The 16309-nt window shown below is 57.0% G+C and carries 13 protein-coding genes and 1 rRNA gene; 5 read left to right on the top strand and 9 right to left on the bottom strand.

Features of this window, described 5'->3' with window-relative positions:
• From G536_RS0118100 to G536_RS0118090, 3 genes are all read right to left on the bottom strand, one after another.
• Positions 1-770, bottom strand: a 16S ribosomal RNA gene (locus G536_RS0118100); the annotation flags it as partial.
• Between the two features lie 1128 nt (positions 771-1898).
• The gene (locus G536_RS28680) at positions 1899-4322 is read right to left on the bottom strand and encodes a DUF349 domain-containing protein (protein ID WP_022825018.1); all 2424 of its coding nucleotides are present in this window, start codon (positions 4320-4322) and stop codon (positions 1899-1901) included.
• A 70-nt stretch (positions 4323-4392) separates the two neighbouring features.
• Complete coding sequence (locus G536_RS0118090; RefSeq protein WP_026880342.1) at positions 4393-4959, bottom strand: YqgE/AlgH family protein; 567 nt, start codon at positions 4957-4959, stop codon at positions 4393-4395.
• A 285-nt stretch (positions 4960-5244) separates the two neighbouring features.
• Between G536_RS0118090 and pdxH the strand changes: the two genes are divergently transcribed.
• The 5 genes from pdxH (at position 5245) to G536_RS0118065 (ending at position 10196) form a co-directional block, all read left to right on the top strand.
• Positions 5245-5895, top strand: a complete 651-nt coding sequence (pdxH, locus tag G536_RS0118085) for a pyridoxamine 5'-phosphate oxidase (protein ID WP_022825016.1) — start codon at positions 5245-5247, stop codon at positions 5893-5895.
• A gap of 98 nt (positions 5896-5993) precedes the next feature.
• The gene (locus G536_RS0118080; RefSeq protein ID WP_022825015.1) at positions 5994-7310 is read left to right on the top strand and encodes a DUF1015 domain-containing protein; all 1317 of its coding nucleotides are present in this window, start codon (positions 5994-5996) and stop codon (positions 7308-7310) included.
• 112 nt (positions 7311-7422) lie between these two features.
• The gene (locus G536_RS0118075) at positions 7423-8001 is read left to right on the top strand and encodes a Maf family nucleotide pyrophosphatase (RefSeq protein ID WP_033370391.1); all 579 of its coding nucleotides are present in this window, start codon (positions 7423-7425) and stop codon (positions 7999-8001) included.
• Between the two features lie 9 nt (positions 8002-8010).
• The gene (locus tag G536_RS0118070) at positions 8011-9774 is read left to right on the top strand and encodes a hypothetical protein (protein ID WP_033370389.1); all 1764 of its coding nucleotides are present in this window, start codon (positions 8011-8013) and stop codon (positions 9772-9774) included.
• A 143-nt stretch (positions 9775-9917) separates the two neighbouring features.
• On the top strand, positions 9918-10196 hold the full coding sequence (locus G536_RS0118065; RefSeq protein WP_022825012.1) for a hypothetical protein: 279 nt from the start codon (positions 9918-9920) through the stop codon (positions 10194-10196).
• Between the two features lie 73 nt (positions 10197-10269).
• Here G536_RS0118065 and G536_RS0118060 read toward each other — a convergent pair whose 3' ends face one another.
• The 6 genes from G536_RS0118060 to sdaAB all read right to left on the bottom strand — a co-directional run bounded on the left by G536_RS0118060 (position 10270) and on the right by sdaAB (position 16147).
• The gene (locus tag G536_RS0118060) at positions 10270-10707 is read right to left on the bottom strand and encodes an EamA family transporter (RefSeq protein WP_022825011.1); all 438 of its coding nucleotides are present in this window, start codon (positions 10705-10707) and stop codon (positions 10270-10272) included.
• Complete coding sequence (locus tag G536_RS30900) at positions 10704-11123, bottom strand: DUF4259 domain-containing protein (protein WP_022825010.1); 420 nt, start codon at positions 11121-11123, stop codon at positions 10704-10706. Before G536_RS30900 ends, G536_RS0118060 begins: the two co-directional genes overlap by 4 nt.
• Before the next feature lie 121 nt (positions 11124-11244).
• On the bottom strand, positions 11245-12282 hold the full coding sequence (locus G536_RS0118050; RefSeq protein ID WP_051167033.1) for an NAD(P)H-dependent glycerol-3-phosphate dehydrogenase: 1038 nt from the start codon (positions 12280-12282) through the stop codon (positions 11245-11247).
• Positions 12283-12340: 58 nt separating this feature from the next.
• Positions 12341-13750: an efflux RND transporter periplasmic adaptor subunit gene (locus tag G536_RS0118045; RefSeq protein WP_026880340.1), complete on the bottom strand. Its 1410-nt coding sequence runs from the start codon at positions 13748-13750 to the stop codon at positions 12341-12343.
• Positions 13751-13868: 118 nt separating this feature from the next.
• Positions 13869-15404 (bottom strand): TolC family protein, encoded by a 1536-nt coding sequence (locus G536_RS0118040; protein ID WP_022825007.1) that lies wholly within the window; start codon positions 15402-15404, stop codon positions 13869-13871.
• A 62-nt stretch (positions 15405-15466) separates the two neighbouring features.
• On the bottom strand, positions 15467-16147 hold the full coding sequence (gene sdaAB, locus G536_RS0118035; protein WP_022825006.1) for an L-serine ammonia-lyase, iron-sulfur-dependent subunit beta: 681 nt from the start codon (positions 16145-16147) through the stop codon (positions 15467-15469).
• Positions 16148-16309 lie beyond the last annotated feature (162 nt).

The following is a 16309-nucleotide window of genomic DNA, read 5'->3' as shown; positions in this document are numbered from 1 at the left end:
AATCCTGTTCGCTCCCCACGCTTTCGTGCCTCAGTGTCAGTACCAGCCTAGTCAGCTGCCTACGCAATCGGGGTTCTGGATGCTATCTATGCATTTCACCGCTACAGCTTCCATTCCGCCAACCTCGTCTGGACTCAAGCTCGCCAGTATCCAGGGCAGTTCCACAGTTGAGCTGTGGGCTTTCACCCCGGACTTAACAAGCCACCTACGCACCCTTTAAACCCAATAAATCCGGACAACGCTTGCACCCTCCGTATTACCGCGGCTGCTGGCACGGAGTTAGCCGGTGCTTATTCCTCAGGTACCGTCAGTGTACCTCGCAAGGTCTTTTTCTTCCCTGAGAAAAGCCGTTTACAACCCAGAAGGCCTTCATCCGGCACGCGGCATGGCTGGGTCAGGCTCTCGCCCATTGCCCAATATTCCCTACTGCTGCCTCCCGTAGGAGTCTGGCCCGTATCTCAGTGCCAGTGTGGGGGATCACCCTCTCAGGTCCCCTAAGCATCGTCGCCATGGTGGGCCGTTACCCCGCCATCTAGCTAATGCTACGCAACCCCATCTACAACCAATAAATCTTTACCAATTACCTGATGCCAGGCTGCTGGTTTATGCGGTATTAATCCGCCTTTCGGCGGGCTATCCCCCAGTTGTAGGTAGGTTGGTTACGCGTTACGCACCCGTGCGCCACTAGTGTATTGCTACATCCGTTCGACTTGCATGTATTAGGCCTGCCGCTAGCGTTCATCCTGAGCCAGGATCAAACTCTCCATTGTATAAAAATCCTAATCCCTGCCGAAGCAGAGACGATGTCGAGTGCTGATCCGACTCGTTGTTGCAAGAACTTGGTTCTTACGTGTTACGCGTCTCTCACTCGGGGCCGAAGCGCTAAAGTGAGCTTACCAATTTGTCATTTCCAGTCATTCAAAGAACGTGTGCCCCTCCCGTTGGAAGAACCGTGTGGCTGCTCATTCTGGCGGCCTTTTTTAGTTTCTACCCGAGCGTCGTTTCGTTCGGGGTTGCAAAGGTAAGAAACCTTTTTCAACTCGCAAGATAAAGTTGAAATTTATTTTTCGGCTCTCTATCGTTTCGGGCGCTTGGCTCGCCTCCGATTGAAGCGGGCTGCAAAGGTAGAGAAGTTTTCCAGTTGTACTAATGTAGATCTAATCTTTTTCCATTAAATGATTGCAGCATATCATATAAAGGTGACTTTCGCTAAAGGCTGTCATCTAAAGACCGAATGCAAACCGCTTAAAGGCACAATTCTTGGTAATTCAGCGAGTTGATTAACAAACAGGCATGCACGCGCGGCTTCATTCAGAAAGCTTTATCAATCTTTACTTCCGAAATTTGCCAGGATAGTATCCTTAAAAGCCAACGCGTAACCAACACTTAGTCCATTAGATAAAGCCATAGCTGTTTCTTTCAGCATTTACAGGTTGCAGTAGATAGCGCGTGAATTCACTCTAAATTACTTGGCTAGCGTAACCCCTCTCATTTTGCGCTTGGCTTATAAGTGGTATTGCTGAGTTTGCTAAGAGAAAGAGAATAAAAACAGAACTGCCCCAGTTCACATTGACTGGGGCAGTTTGCGATACATTACCATTGATCATTCCACCACTCCTCCGTTGCCACCTCCTCAAATTTAAACCATTGATGAAGCCAAGTCAGCAAGTATCTTAATAATAGGTATCTCATGAATAACATTGGTATGAAGTTGGGTCTTATTTCACCAAACATACTTTATTATTTGCATTTATTATATTTTATATGATTTTAAATATAAATAATGTTCGCATTGTAATCATTCATAGCACCCACGCCACTTCTATGCCCGATTTAAAACAGAACGGGCGCCTAGCAAGATACCAGACGCCCGTTCGGGTTGCTATTACCAGCGAATTTTAACTACGGATGATTCGCAATTGCTTTTTCAACGCTTCAATGCGGCCTTGAGCTTCGTCAATTCTGCCTTGGTATTCCTCGCGGAGTTGGGCCGCGTTTTTAGAGCGAGCAAAGAATTCCAAATTAGTTTTAAGGGTTGAAATGTCGTTTTCCAACTCATTGATTTCGCGACGTAGCGCCTGTTCTTTCTTGTAGAGCTGCTGCTGCGAGTCGGGGCTGGCTTTAAGACGCTCTACCTGCAAGTTGAAGAGTAGCTCTGCGCGCTCCTGATACGAGAGGCCAGGCACAGTGTCGAGGTACTTGCCCATTAGGCCCTGGAACCGCTCATCGGCGCGCTCATTAGCGCCACGTCCTTCCGTAGTGCTAGCGACCTGCCACTCTTGCACGTGCTGCCGAAATCCTTCCAAGCTGCCTGGGTTATCGGGCGAAAGCTCCGCAATAGAAGCAGCCAACTCGTCGAGGCGAGTGGTTTGGGCTTGGCTAGCTTGCTGCACCTTTTCCTGACGCTGCTTCACCTCTTGGTTTTTACGGTCGAAGAAGGAGTCGCAGGCAGTGCGGAACCGATTCCAGATTTTATCGGACTGCTTTTCCGGTACCCGGCCAATTGTTTTCCAGTCTTTTTGCAGGCGAATTACCACTTCCCGGCCCTGCTCCCAATCAGGGTTAACCAAGGCGGCTTCGGCCTGTTCAATCAGTTCCATCTTGCGCTTGAGGTTGCCGTTCTTTTCTTCATCGAGTGCCTTAAAGAACTGGTTTTTGTGCTGAAAAAAGCCCTTGTAAGCTCCCCAGAACTGCTTGTTCATGGCGTCGGCTTTGTCACGGGGCACAAGGCCGGCGGCATCCCACTCTTCTTTTAGCTTTTGTAGCTCGTCGGTTTTGGCGCGCCACTCGTTTACGCGCTCTGTATGAAAGTCGCCGAAGGACACCAACTGTTCCAACAGCGTCGTTTTGCGGGTCAGGTTGGCGTTTTCTTGGGTGGAGCGCACATCTAGGAACTCCTTTTTACGGTTATGCACCTGCTCAGAGGCCTGTAAGAAGCGCTGCCACAAGGCTTCGCGCTGCTCGTTCGGTACGGGACCAATATGCTTCCACTCTTCGTGCAGTTGGCGCAGATCGTTGAGGGCTTTGTTGATGCTCGATTGCTGGGCCAAGGCCTCCGCGCGCACAATCAGCGCCTCTTTGGCTTCTAGGTTACGCCGACGGTCCAGCTCCTTCATCTCAAAGAACAGGCCGCGGTTGTTGTAGAAGATATCAAGCAGCGCGTGGTAGCTGTTCCATAGTTCCTGGGTATCCTTCTGCGGCACAGGGCCAGTGGCTTTCCAGTCGTTTTGCAAAGCCTTGATGCGGGCCGAGCTATCCTTAGTTTCAGCCGACTCGACCAGCAGCCGCAGTTGGGACAACAGATGCTGCTTGTGCACCAGGTTGCGGGCGCGCTGCTCGTCCTCAGCTTTAGCATCGCGCACACGGCTGTCGCGGAAATCCTGCATCAGCTTAGTCAGTTCCTGATATCCTTCGGGGCCTGTATAAGTGAAGTCATCGGGGGCATTGCTGGCTTCGGTGAACTGCTGCCGAGCGGAGGCGCGGTCGGCTTTGCTAGCCGCTTCGTACTGGCGGTAGAGGTCTGTGATTTGCTTGCGGTTCTGGCGAGCATCAGGGCGGCGCAGCAGCTCCAACAGATGGGTTGTCTGGCCAGCCAAATCAAGCGTGGTGAAATCCACCCCTGGTATTTCGGGCACAAATTCTTCTTCCTCAGCGCTGTGTTCTACCTCCGGTGCCGTGTTTTCGGGCGTGGCTGGCGTCGGCGACGACGTGGTCAGGTGGGCAATGCCTTCGGGGAAGTCTTCGATTTCAGGAGCCGCATGCAACTCTTCCACAGGCAAGTCGGTATCGTGCGTGGCCTCAGGGGTGCCTTGCGCATCTATAGCCGCTGAACTGGCCGTGGTGGGCGTTTCGGGTGCTACTACTAGCGTTTCATCCTCAGCGGCAACAGCCAAAGGCGACGAAACCAGTGCTTCGGCAGCTGAGGCGGCCCCGGCTTCTACCACCATGGGCTGCTGCTCGGGGGCAGCGGCCAGCTCCTGGGCACTGGCTACGCCGGGGTTCTCCGTGCCGTAGTGATCTTCGGCGCGGGCCTGCGAGTCGGAAACGGACGGGTCGTGGGTGGGTACCTGGCTTTCAGCAGGACCGGGGGTAACGTCGGCCGCAACAGCATCAGCAGGGGCTTCGGCCGTACCGGCTCCGGCGGGCTGCTCGGCCGGGAGGTGGGTTTCCGTGGCGGGCTGCTCAATGATGTCGGGCGTAGCGGCATCCGCGGGATCCTGCTTGGAGCGGATTTCAGCCAAACGACGCTCTAAAATGCTCATCGGCGATTCCGAATCCTCGTTGTTAGAGCTGGTGGGGGTGTTGTCGTTTTCGGGTAGCATACAATTCAGCGAAAAAGGCCCAACCGCCCCAAGGAAGGGAACAACGGCGGGCGACGAGGAAGGTAAGGTATTAGTTCAGGCGCGGATCGACGGGGTAGTTGGACAGTGCCCGGAAGCGCCCGCCTTTTTCCCGTAGAATCGCCTGCCAGAAGGCATCATTGTCCAAAGTAAAGACTTTCCCAGCAGCATCCGGATGAACGATCCAAACATTCTCCCCGATTTCCTCGGCGAGTTGCCCGGCCGTCCAGCCGGAGTAGCCTGCGTAGAAGCGGACCGCCTCCGGCGCCAGCTCGCCTCTGAGCAATAAGCCCAGCAACACCTGAAAGTCGCCGCCCCAATACACGCCTTGGCCCAGGTCAATAGCCTCGGGCACATCGGGGCGCTGGTGCAGGTAATGCAGGGTATCGGGCTGCACGGGGCCACCAATGAGCAGGGGCATTTGGGCCACCGGTGAATCGTCGGGAACGGGCAGTTGCAGCACGTCGGACAGGTGTAGGTTGGAAGCTCGGTTGAGCACGAGGCCAAAGGAGCCGTCCTCTTCATCGTGCCGACAGAGCAACACCACGGAGCGTTCAAAGTTAGGGTCGCCAAGGAAAGGCTGCGAAATCAGCAAGCTGCTGGAACGAAGACGAGGCATGGGCTTTTACTTATTATATAATGTGCACTTAGCGCAGGCCGCAATATGGCAGACCAGCGCCTGAATTCTGGACAGCAGAATCTTGCTACATACGTTTAGTACGTCAGACGGGCTGCCGCAGGTTCCCTGCCTGCCAGCATTGTACTACCTTGCGGCCCAGTTCTTCTCTCGTTGTTTGTTCTTCCTTGCTCGTTATTCGCTGCCTTTTTGTTGTGGCAGTTGGTTGAGTGAAGGCGCACAAAGCAGTTGAAACGAACAACGCGCACCTAAAAACGAACAACGATTATGCTTGACCCGCATCTGGCCGACCTGCGCAAAACCTACGCCCAACGTACTCTTTCCGAAGCGGATGTGTTGCCCGGCGCCATTCCTCAGTTCCGGGTGTGGCTGGATGAGGCCCTGCAAGCGCAACTAGATGAACCCACCGCCATGACGGTTTCCACGGTGTCGGTGGAAGGGCAGCCATCAGCACGGGTCGTGTTGCTGAAGGGCTTGCCCGACGATGCCGGGTTTTTATTTTACACCAACTATGAGTCGCGCAAGGGCCAAGAGCTGGCTGCCCGGCCGCTGGCGGCTCTCACGTTTTTCTGGCCGGGGCTGGAACGGCAGGTGCGGGTGGAAGGACACATAGAAAAGGCACCCGAAGCATTATCAAACGAGTATTTCCAGAGCCGCCCGCGCGGCAGCCAAATCGGGGCCTGGGCCTCGCCCCAAAGCCAGGTAATTGAAAGCCGGGAGATATTGGAAGCCCGTGAGAAAGAACTGGAAGCTGACTTTGCCGACCAGAGCCCGCTGCCCCGCCCGGCTCATTGGGGCGGCTATATTCTGCGCCCGCACCGCGTGGAGTTTTGGCAGGGCCGCCCCAGCCGCCTCCACGACCGAATCGTGTACGAGCTGGCCGGCGACAACTGGCGCTTGAGCCGCTTGGCGCCATAAGTCAATTAAAAATGAAGAATTAAAAAGGGGCGTTTCTTTCCGAGAGAAGGTAGTGATACTCACTCCCACTTCGTTGTTAATTTTCAATTCCTTTCCCTTTGGCTGAAATTCAACCTTTGCGCGGCTGGCGCTACAATCCGGTGCTAAGTGAGCAGATTGATGAGTACGTTTCGCCGCTGTTCGATGTCGTGTCGCGGAAGCAGCGAGAGGCACTGTATCAGAATCCGCTCAACAGCATTCACCTCTCCGTGCCGCGCGGCGACGATGCGGCCGGCGAAGCCCTAGCGCTACTACAGGAGTGGCAAAAGACTGGGGTGCTACGCCAAGACGAGCTGCCGGGCATTTACGTGTACTACCAATATTTCCGGCTGCCGGGCAGCACCCGCGAGTTTTGCCGCAAGGGCTTCATGTGCCATATTCGGGCCTACGCCTGGGCTGACGAGGTGGTGCTGCGCCACGAAAACACACTGCCCGCCTCCGTCAACGACCGGGCCGAGCTACTAGCCCGCACCGAGTTCCAGACCAGCGCCACCCACGGCCTCTACCGCGACGACGATTTCCTGCTGGAACGGTGGATGGACGAGGCCATGCAGGATCCGCTCTACGAAACCACCGAAGACTACCAGGGCGCCCGCGACGTGCTGGCCGTTATCCAGGACACTGCCATCATCCGGCAGTTTCAGGCGGTGCTGGCGCGGCGGCAGGTGATACTAGCCGATGGGCACCACCGCTACGAAGGCTCCTTGGCTTATCGGCAGGCCCAGTTGGCAGCCAACCCGGCGTCTACGGGGCAGGAAGGCTGGAACTACCACCTGATGTACCTCACCAACTCGGCCGCCGACGACCTGCGGATACTGCCCACCCACCGGCTGCTGCTGGAACTGCCCAGCGGACTTACAGATGCCGAATTACTAGCGCGGCTGGAACCGTATTTCACGGTGGTACTCAAAGAAGATGCCTACGACTTGCCCGAACTGATTGCTGGCAAGCCCTGGGCGTTTGGGCTGTATTTGCAGGGCGGGCAGGCCTACAAAATCCGGCTGCGGCCCGAAGTGCACGCGCAGCTCAACTGGGACACCACGCCCGAAGTGAAGGGACTGGATTTGACGGTGCTACACTTCTTCGTGCTGGAAAAAGCCCTAGGCTTGGTGGGTTTGAATGCGCAACGGCAATGGCCGGGCGTGGCCTACGTGCGGAGCTTTTCGGAATGCCTCACGCGGGTGGATACCGGCGAAGCCCGCGCCGCCTTCATTACCAACGAGGTGACTATGGCGGAAGTAGAGCAAGTCTGCCACTCTGGAGCCGTCATGCCGCCCAAATCCACCTTCTTCTATCCCAAAACCATTGGTGGCTTCCTGTTCAGCAGCATTCAAGCCGCGGAAACCACCCATCCGTTTTTAGTTGAATTGAGGTGATTGTTGAATTGCTGATTGTTAAGTACAGTATACCAATAGCTCAACAACCGGCTCTACTCTGTAGCAATTCAACCATCAATAATCCAGCTACCAACAATTGACAAGCAGCCCCATGCACCTCATCCTGGCATCTAACTCCCCACGGCGGCGGCAGCTACTCACCGACCTAGGCGTGCCATATACGGTACGCTTGCAGGAAGTAGACGAGTCGTTTCCGGCGCACCTGCGCCGAGCCGACGTAGCTGAGTACCTGGCTGCCCACAAAGCCAGCGCTTACCGGGCTGGGCTGGCTCCCGATGAAGTGGTACTCACGGCCGATACCATCGTGTGCCTAGACGATGACGTGCTCAATAAGCCCGCCAACACCGCCGAGGCCATTCAGATGCTTACCCGCCTGCAAGGCCGCGCCCACGATGTATTCACGGGCGTGTGTCTGATTACCGGTGACGGACGGCAGATAGTATTCTCCGACCAGACCACAGTCCACTTTCGGCCGTTATCTAGGTCAGAAATAGCACACTACGTACACACCTATCAACCCCTGGATAAGGCCGGAGCATACGGGGCGCAGGACTGGATTGGAATGGTTGCCGTGACGCGCCTGGAAGGCTCTTACTACACCGTGATGGGCCTGCCCGTGCACCGTGTCTGGGATGCGCTGGTGCAGTTGGGTTTCCCGCTGGCTGTTTAAGGCCGCCTTATGCCCACACCTGCTCCGCCTGTCATTACCTGCCGGTTTTTCGTGGTGGCTGGCCTAGGCTGTCTGCTGCTATGTAGCGGGTTTCTGCTGCTAATTTTTGGGCCAACCCCGTACGCGCAGATACTGGCGTTAGGTCGCGACACGCATTATGAAGGCGGCTACCAATATTTGCCGCTGGCTGTTACTCCTGCCAGCTACCAGTTGTTGCGCTACAGCCTGGCAGTACTGGCGCTGGGCAGCTTCGGCGGACTGGTAGTGGGGGGCCGCGCCAGCCGAAGCGGGCAGACCACGGAGGCCCGCCTGCTTTGGCAGGAGTTGCGCGCCGCCGTGGCGGCGGTAGGCAGGACTGGGCGCGGGCTATCGGGCGCGGAGCGGCTGGTAGCAGGCAGCCTGCTGGCCCTAATTCTGACGGTGCGGGCCTGGTACCTGGCTCATTATGTGCTGGGTACCGACGAGGTAGCTTCCTACGACTACTTCGTGCGGCCGGGGCCACTAACGATTAGCTGCTTCTACCCTATTCCCAACAATCATCTGTTCTTCAACCTCGTCTGCTGGCCACTCACCTGGCTGACCGGCAATGCCCGGCTGGTGATGCGCCTGCCAACTTTTGCGGCGTCGGCAGCAAGCACAGTGTTTGGCTACTTGCTGCTACTGCGCTGGGGCGGTTTTCGAGTAGCCACGCTGGCCACAACTCTGTTCTGCCTACTGCCTCTGAGCTTGTACTACGCGGTGGCGGGCCGAGGCTACTTTCTGCAATTCGGGCTGTTGCTGCTGGCGTTTTTTGCGGTGCTAGCAGTGTTGCAGCGGCCCGCTTATCAGCGACTGGGCTGGCTAGGGTTTATGGCCGCCAGCGTACTGGGCTTTTACACTATTCCTACGTTTGCTTACCCGTTTGCTTCGTTGAGCCTGGGGTTGCTGCTGGGGCTGGGGTGGCAGCGGAGCTGGCCGGAGCTGGGGCACTTAGCGCTGGCGGTGAGCCTTGTAGGAGCGGCCACAGTGCTGCTGTACTGGCCGGTGGGCTGCGTATCGGGGTGGCGGCAGCTAGTGGGCAACCGGTACGTTGTGGCCCTGCCCGATGCGGTATTCTGGCCTCAGTACCCGCGGCAGTTGCGCATTCTGGCCGATACGCTGGCCGGCAACAATCGGGTGGGTTTGGTGGCAGGCACTGGCCTGTTGCTGGCGGGACCAGTTTGCTTCAGACTGCTGCCTGGCGCCAACCGCTCCCTAGCGGCCCTAGCCTGGCTGCTGCTGGCCTTGCCGCTGCCGCTAATAGCCGCCCAAAAAGTGCAAACCCCTGCCCGGACGCTGTTCTACACCACTTTTTTTGCCTGCACCCTCGGAAGTCTGCTGGCCACCGCCCTACTCACCTGGCTGCGAATGCCCAAGCGGAGGCAGCTAGTTTTGGGCCTAGCAGTAGTGGGGGCATACGGCGGCAACCAGCTGCGCCAGGAGCTAGCCTCGCACTACGACCAAGTGCGGGAGCAAAACCAGATGGAGGCTACCTACGCCTGGCTGGTTCAACAGGGTAAGGGCAACCCACGGGTACTGCTGGCTGCCCCCGACTACGAGCTGTTCTTCCGGCACTACGCACAACAGGAAAGCCGCCCCCTGCTGCTGCACATCACACCTGCCCCCAGGCAAACCTACGATTTCACTGTGCAGGGCTGGCGGGATGCGCCGCTGCCTGCCTGGGCGCTACCACCTTATTATGTGCCAGTGTACCGTAACCGGTTTGTAGTCATATATGCCCGACCACGGACCTGACTCTTTGAGCGAGGCTCATCATGACAAACAAAGTCCGGCAACTTCTTTCTAAAAGAAAGCCATCTTAGAAAAACTATTTTACATTTAATTAGTACAGAATATTATCAGTATATTCACACTGACACCTCATTCTGTACTTCCCTATGCAAGTCGCTCCCTTCAACCAGCAGGAATCATCCGCTTTACTGGTCAACTTTCAGCAGCAGAACTACCACCAGTTTTCCTACGGCATTATCCGCAAAGTTCTGGAAGCCAAACATTATCACTCCAACGAATCCCTCGTAGTGAATGCGCTGATGGAGGTAATGGGCAACGTGCTCGACCAATTCAAAGTAGCTGATGCCGACCCAGAGTTTGTGCAGCAGCTTTCAGCGGGTCTGTACAATCTTCTGCTACAAGTGGAGTGTGTTGAAGCCAACTGATTGTCGTAGCAGGTAGCAGAACATCAACCTACCGACTACTAACTTATCGTAACGGTCCAGCCTGCGGCTGACTCTAGTGTCCTCCGCGGGCCAGTAGGGCAATGCCGCCCACTACGAGCAGTAAGCCCAGGGCCTGCGGCCAGGCAAGGGTTTCGCGCAGTACCAGTACGCCCAACACAGCTGTCAGTAGTACAGAGCCGCCTACGATAAGCGGCGTACCCACCGAAGCCGGAGCGCCTTTGCTGTACACGGCAAACGTCAGGATTTCCGCCACCCCGATACTAACCCCGGCCAAAGCCGCTAAGGTGATGCCCCGACCAGTGAACAGTGTAGGCGGCAGGCCCCCGCGCAAGTACAGTAGCAGTAATAGCCCCGCTCCTATCATGGCCGCTACTACCTGTAATACAACCGCTCCCACCATCTCATGAATCTGGCCAGCAGCAGCTTTTATCAGCAGGTTGTAGCAGGCCATGCCCAGCGCGGCGCAGGCTGCCAGCGCCAGCCAGTTCATGCTTCGTTGGGGTTAGCGTCATTGTCTTGGAGGCGGGCTAGCAAATCCTGCTGGAGCTGCTGCCAGCTACCGTACTCCTCACCTGCGGCTCGCGCTACCTGTAACTCCGACCGATCCAGCACAGCCTGCACGGCTTCTTCGGCCAGTTCCCGTAGGTCTTCGCCATCGGCATCAAGATGTACTACGGCTGGCAGCAGACCCGGTGGCAAATCGGCGGCGGGTTTGCCGAGCACGGCGGCCACTATTTCGGCGGCGGCCAAGGCTATGTGCGCATCATCTAGGACTACGGTGCCTTCTTCTTCGGCGGCGGTGGCCAGCGCCTCATACAGCATCGCCTCATTCGGGTTTTCCAGAAATTCCTCGGCGAAGTCGGCCGCCGCGTCGTTGTCGAAAGTGTAGTGGCTCCAGGTGCTCATCGGGCGTATGGGGTTGTTTTAGGCTGATATACGCCTTTAGAGGTCGGCAGGCTGAAAAAGTATGGTTCCGAGACCTAAAGCAGCTTTCCAAATGCGCCAAGGCATTGCGTGGAACTACTCCTTACCTGAACTTCTCTTTCAGCAATTCTATTTCGACAGCCGGCGCAATCTTCTCGTAGAGAATGTGATACGCCGCCGACGTGATGGGCATGGGCACCATGAGCTTTTTGTTCAGCTCATAGATGCTTTTGACAGCATAATACCCCTCGGCTATCATGTTCATTTCCAGCTGCGCCGACTTCACCGAGTAGCCCCGGCCCACCATGCTGCCAAAGGTACGGTTGCGCGAAAACTGCGAGTAGGCTGTTACCAGCAGGTCGCCGAGGTAGGCCGAGCCAGACAGGTCGCGGGGCTGGGGGTTGAGGGCGTGCACAAAACGGCGCATTTCCTGCACGGCGTTGCTAACCAATACTGCCTGAAAATTGTCGCCGTAGCCCAGGCCGTGCGCAATGCCCGCCGTGAGGGCAATGATGTTTTTCATGACGGCGAAGTATTCGATGCCATCCAAGTCCTGAGCGGGGTTGGCTTTCACGTAGCGGTTGCGCAAGAGCCGGCAGAAGTCCTCGGCCAGAATGGAGTCGGGCGAGCCGATGGTGAGGTAGCTTTGCTTTTCCAGCGCCACTTCCTCGGCGTGGCAGGGTCCGGCCACCACTCCTATCTGGGTGTGCGGAATCCGAAACCGTTCGGCCACGTAGTCAGTTACCAGCACATTTTTACTGGGAATCATGCCCTTGATGGCCGAAATGACCCGCTTGTTGCGTAGCGCGTCGCGGTCCAGCTTTTCCAGCACGCCCTGCACAAACGCGGCGGGTACGCCCAGCACCAGCCAGTCGGCTTCCTTCACCACCTCTTCCAGGTCGGTAGACGGGAATACGCGGGTCAGGTCGTGGGCTACCGACGAGAGGTAGCGCGGGTTGTGACGGGTGCTGCGCAAATGCTGCACGTCGTCTTTGGAGCGCAGCCACCAGCCCACGCGAGAACCGTTTTCCGACAAAATCTTGGTGAGAGCAGTGGCCCAGGAGCCGCCGCCGAGCATGGCTATTTTTTCCAATTCGGTGGGATGTAGGAGCTGAACAATCAGGTAAAAAAGAACCGTCATGCTACGTGCGCGCAGCATGACGGTTTTGTGGGTTTTGAGCTGGCTGGCCCGGCTACAGCTAGTTGCCTTCGTCGGGGCCTTCTTTCAGAGCTTCCTTATTGAGACTTTTGGCATCCTTCACGGTCACCAAAGTGCCGTCTTTCAGCGTTTTGGCCACCGCTCGGAACGGACCGCTCACCACTTGAGTACCAGCTTGCAGGCCACTCAGGATTTCAATGTTCTGGAAGTCGCTGATGCCAGTTTTCACAGGCGTCAGTACGGCTTTACCGTTCTGGATAATGAATACCACCTCCTGCACGTCCGCCGCTTTTGGGGTTGGGGCTGCTTCAGAAGCACCGCCGCCGCCACGGCCTACGCGTACCGTCGGTGTTTTGGCGGCGTCCTTATCAGCTGTCATGGCGCTGTCGGAGCGGGTGGTAACGGCGGCCAGCGGCACGCTTAGTACGCCGGTTTTACGGTTGGTGATGATGTCCACCGAGGCCGTCATGCCGGGGCGGAACGGCACCGTAGTGCGGCCATTTACGGTGCGCTGCAAATGCCGGTACGAGTCGGGCAGCAGCCGGATGCGCACCTCGAATTCAGTAACGGCTTCGGCGGTCAGGGCATCTTTGGCGGTGTTAGCAATGCTGGTTACCAAGCCCCGGAACTTCTCGTCTTTGCTGGCATACGAGTCCACTTCCACCACGGCCGAATCGCCGAGCTGCACGTTGATGATGTCGTTTTCATTCACGTTCACCCGTACTTCCATCGAGTTCAGGTTGGCAATGCGCATGATTTCGGTACCAGCCATCTGCGAAGTACCCAGCACCCGCTCCCCTTTCTCTACGTTCAGCTTACTCACCGTGCCGCTTACCGGCGCGTAGATGGTGGTTTTGTTGAGGTTTTTGCGAGCATCATCCAAGCTGGCCTGAGCGCTGGCTACGTTGCTTTGCGCGGCCCGAATACTCTGGCGGGCACTGTTCAGCTCTTCCTGCGAAGCTTCGTAGGCAGCTTTAGCAGCCTCATAGTCAGCCAGTGAAATCACCTTTTGCTTGTAAAGCGAGGCGTTGCGGCGATAGGTTAGCTCGGTTTGCTTGGCACTAGCTACCAACTGCTGCAAGCGGGCCTGGGTCTGGCCTACATTGGCTCGTTGCGTGTTCACCACGGCCGACTGCTGGTTTACCAACGCCTGATAGTTGTCGGGACGGATGCGCAGCAGCAACTGGCCCTTCTTCACCGAGTCGCCTTCCTGTACGTACAGCTCAGTAATCTCACCCGATACGTCGGGCGAAATCTTCACTTCCGTTTCGGGCTGCACCTTGCCCGAGGCACTTACCTGCTCCACAATGTTTGCGGTAGTAGCCTTGGCCGCCGTCACCTCCGTACCGGTTGGCTTGCCCCACCAGCCCTGTTTTTTTCCCACTACAAAGCCACCAATCAGCACTACGGCCAAGATTAGAAGAGTGTAGAGTAAGCGGTTATTTTTCATGTATTTCAATGAGTGAATGAGCAAATTAGGAATGAGTGAATGTGAGGTGCTGAATACTCGGAACGAATAAGTGAACAGCATCCGCTCATTCCCCATTCGTTCATTCACTCATTGGTAGCTAAAGCGCCAGAGGGCGGCCTTGGTAGAAGTCGAGCACTTTGCGCCGGAAAATAAACTGGTACTTGTTCTGAATCATCGTCGATTCGGCAGTAGCCAGGTTGTTTTTGGCAATGTTGAACTCGGTGCCGTTGAGCAGACCGTTGTTGAAGCGGATTTCGGCGTTGCGGTAGGCGGTAGTCAGGGCTTCCACCTGCCGCCGTGAAGCTCCAAACTGGCGCTGGGCGGCCAAGGCATCGGCGTAAGCCTGCTGAATGCTCTGGCGCAGCGTCAGCCGAACCTGCTCGGCATTTAGGCGGGCCTGCTGCACCCCAATCAGGGAGCGTTGCACGTTGGTGCGCACCTGCAAGCCGTTGAGAATCGGAATGTTCAGCGAGAATTGCAGCTGCCGGCCCAGGTTCTGGTCGATCTGATCCCAATAGTTTGGCGACAAAGTGGTGGTATTACGCTGGTACAGCAGTACGTTCAGCGGAATAATGGGCCCACCTCCCGGCTGCTCCACGAAAAATGTGGTTTTGCGCGCCGTAGAATCGTTGCCAACTGAGGTAACGGTGCGCGCCGACGAGTAACCCGTAAACACGCTGCCCCCAAACACCAGCCGCGGCAGGTAGGCCCCGCGGGCTACGTCTACGGTGGCCTCGGCACTGCGCACGCGCAGCTCGGCGGTTTTGATTTCGGGCAGCAGCGTCAGGGCGGTTTGGTAGGTGGTAGCGGGATCTTCGCTGAGCGGGGCCTGCTCGTCGGGGTCGGCCAGCTCGGGCACCTGAATCTGGAAGCCTCCCTGCGACGCCTCATCCAGGTTCATGAGTTGCATAAGTTGCAGGCGGGCAATATCACGCTGGTTTTGGGCCGTAATTACGCTCAGCTCGTCGGAGGCTAGTTGGGCCTGGCTGTCGAGCAGGTTACTTTCGGCCACCGAGCCGGCCTTGAGCAGCTTTTGGGTGCGCTCCACCTGCTGCTGGGTGCTGTTGAGCCGCGTTTGGTTGGACCGAATCAGTTCCTCGGCCAGCACCAGCTGCAAAAACTGCGACGCAATATTCAGCGAGAGGTCGTTGCGGGATTTTTGAATGTCGCCCAGGCTAGCCTGGTAATCCAGAGTGTTGCGCTTGATGGTGTTGCGCAGCTGGAACCCCTGAAACAGCGTAACCTGCGTGGAACCTGAAAAGTTGTTGGAGCGGGTGGTCTGGTTCTGGAACGCGAAGGTCAGCGGGTTTACGCCCTGGCCGTAGTTCCAGGTTTGGGTGCCGTTGAGGTTGGCCGTGGGCAGCAGCGCCGCCTTGCTTTGCCGCAGAATGGCGCCACCGTTTTCGGCCGTCAGCTGGTTTTGCCGCACGGTGAGGTTGTTTTCCAGCGCGTAATCAATGGCACGCTGGAGCGTCCAGGGACCGGTAGCTACTTGGCTGGCTGCCAGTGTGCCGGCAGGAGGCTGTGTGGGCGGCGTGGTTTGGGCGCTTACCGGGCCGGCGGCGCCAAGCAAAAGCGCCAGCGCCCCGGCTAGGGGCAAAGTGCGCGGTAGCAGCGTAGCAGTTGGGTTCATATGTTTAGCGCTTGATGCTTGTGCTTGGTACCTAGTGCCTGGGATAATCAGCTCACCAAGCACTAATCAATAGTAGGAATGTAGGTCACGCGGTGCACCCAGCTCAACTGACGCAGGTAGGCCAGTGTGATGTCCTTGATGCTGGAATCCATTTCAATAAACTGCCGGGCCACGTCGTTTTTACCTTTCCGCGACACGAGCATGGTGGCAATATTACAGTCGTCGTGGGCAATAACCGAGGCAATGAAGGCAATAGAGCCCTTGGCGTCGTCGGCATCGAGAATGAGCGTGTGCAGGCTACCGGAGAAGTCCGACGGAAAGCCGTCTACCTCCACTATGCGAATCACGCCACCGCCCCGGCTTTGGCCTAGCACTTCCACTGCCAGTCCGGTGCGCTCGTCGCGCAGTTGCAGCCGAATCGTGTTGGGGTGCATAGTAGAAGCGTTGCCCACGCCCTGAAACGTGTAGTGCAACCCAGCCTGTTGGGCGTGGTCGAATGCCTCGCGGATGCGCACGTCGTCGGTGGCCATGCCCAGTAAGCCCGCCACAATGGCGCGGTCGGAGCCGTGGCCCTCGTAGGTGCGGGCGAAGGAGTTGTAGAACGTGATGATGGCGTGGGTGGGGGTGCTGCCCAGAATCCGGATGGCTGCCCGCGCAATGCGTACCACGCCCGCCGTGTGCGAAGAGCTCGGCCCAATCATAACGGGGCCAATCATGTCGAAAATACTGCTTTTCTCAGCCATAAGACGGGGTAAAGGTATCAGATTCGACGGGGATACCAAGGGCCGTATCCGTAGTTGTATTCTAGTAAGAGAGGAAGCCGGACGCTAGTAGCCGTAAAGATGCCTCACGCCCGGCAGGGGTTGCCTGTGGCTGGCAGATTTGCCTGCTTTTTCGTTCTTTGT

This window comes from Hymenobacter norwichensis DSM 15439, assembly GCF_000420705.1.
In the GTDB taxonomy this organism is placed as follows: Bacteria; Bacteroidota; Bacteroidia; order Cytophagales; family Hymenobacteraceae; genus Hymenobacter; species Hymenobacter norwichensis.
Note: the sequence above shows the minus strand (reverse complement) of the source record. Positions and strands in the feature narration are given on the sequence as shown.

What these genes read in the sequence shown, in the direction of transcription:
- G536_RS28680 (WP_022825018.1), bottom strand. Translation starts at nt 4,322, where the DNA reads ATGCTACCCGAAAACGACAACACCCCCACCAGCTCTAACAACGAGGAT.
- G536_RS0118090 (WP_026880342.1), bottom strand. Translation starts at nt 4,959, where the DNA reads ATGCCTCGTCTTCGTTCCAGCAGCTTGCTGATTTCGCAGCCTTTCCTT.
- pdxH (WP_022825016.1), top strand. Translation starts at nt 5,245, where the DNA reads ATGCTTGACCCGCATCTGGCCGACCTGCGCAAAACCTACGCCCAACGT.
- G536_RS0118075 (WP_033370391.1), top strand. Translation starts at nt 7,423, where the DNA reads ATGCACCTCATCCTGGCATCTAACTCCCCACGGCGGCGGCAGCTACTC.
- G536_RS0118070 (WP_033370389.1), top strand. Translation starts at nt 8,011, where the DNA reads ATGCCCACACCTGCTCCGCCTGTCATTACCTGCCGGTTTTTCGTGGTG.
- G536_RS0118065 (WP_022825012.1), top strand. Translation starts at nt 9,918, where the DNA reads ATGCAAGTCGCTCCCTTCAACCAGCAGGAATCATCCGCTTTACTGGTC.
- G536_RS0118060 (WP_022825011.1), bottom strand. Translation starts at nt 10,707, where the DNA reads ATGAACTGGCTGGCGCTGGCAGCCTGCGCCGCGCTGGGCATGGCCTGC.
- G536_RS30900 (WP_022825010.1), bottom strand. Translation starts at nt 11,123, where the DNA reads ATGAGCACCTGGAGCCACTACACTTTCGACAACGACGCGGCGGCCGAC.
- G536_RS0118050 (WP_051167033.1), bottom strand. Translation starts at nt 12,282, where the DNA reads ATGACGGTTCTTTTTTACCTGATTGTTCAGCTCCTACATCCCACCGAA.
- G536_RS0118045 (WP_026880340.1), bottom strand. Translation starts at nt 13,750, where the DNA reads ATGAAAAATAACCGCTTACTCTACACTCTTCTAATCTTGGCCGTAGTG.
- G536_RS0118040 (WP_022825007.1), bottom strand. Translation starts at nt 15,404, where the DNA reads ATGAACCCAACTGCTACGCTGCTACCGCGCACTTTGCCCCTAGCCGGG.
- sdaAB (WP_022825006.1), bottom strand. Translation starts at nt 16,147, where the DNA reads ATGGCTGAGAAAAGCAGTATTTTCGACATGATTGGCCCCGTTATGATT.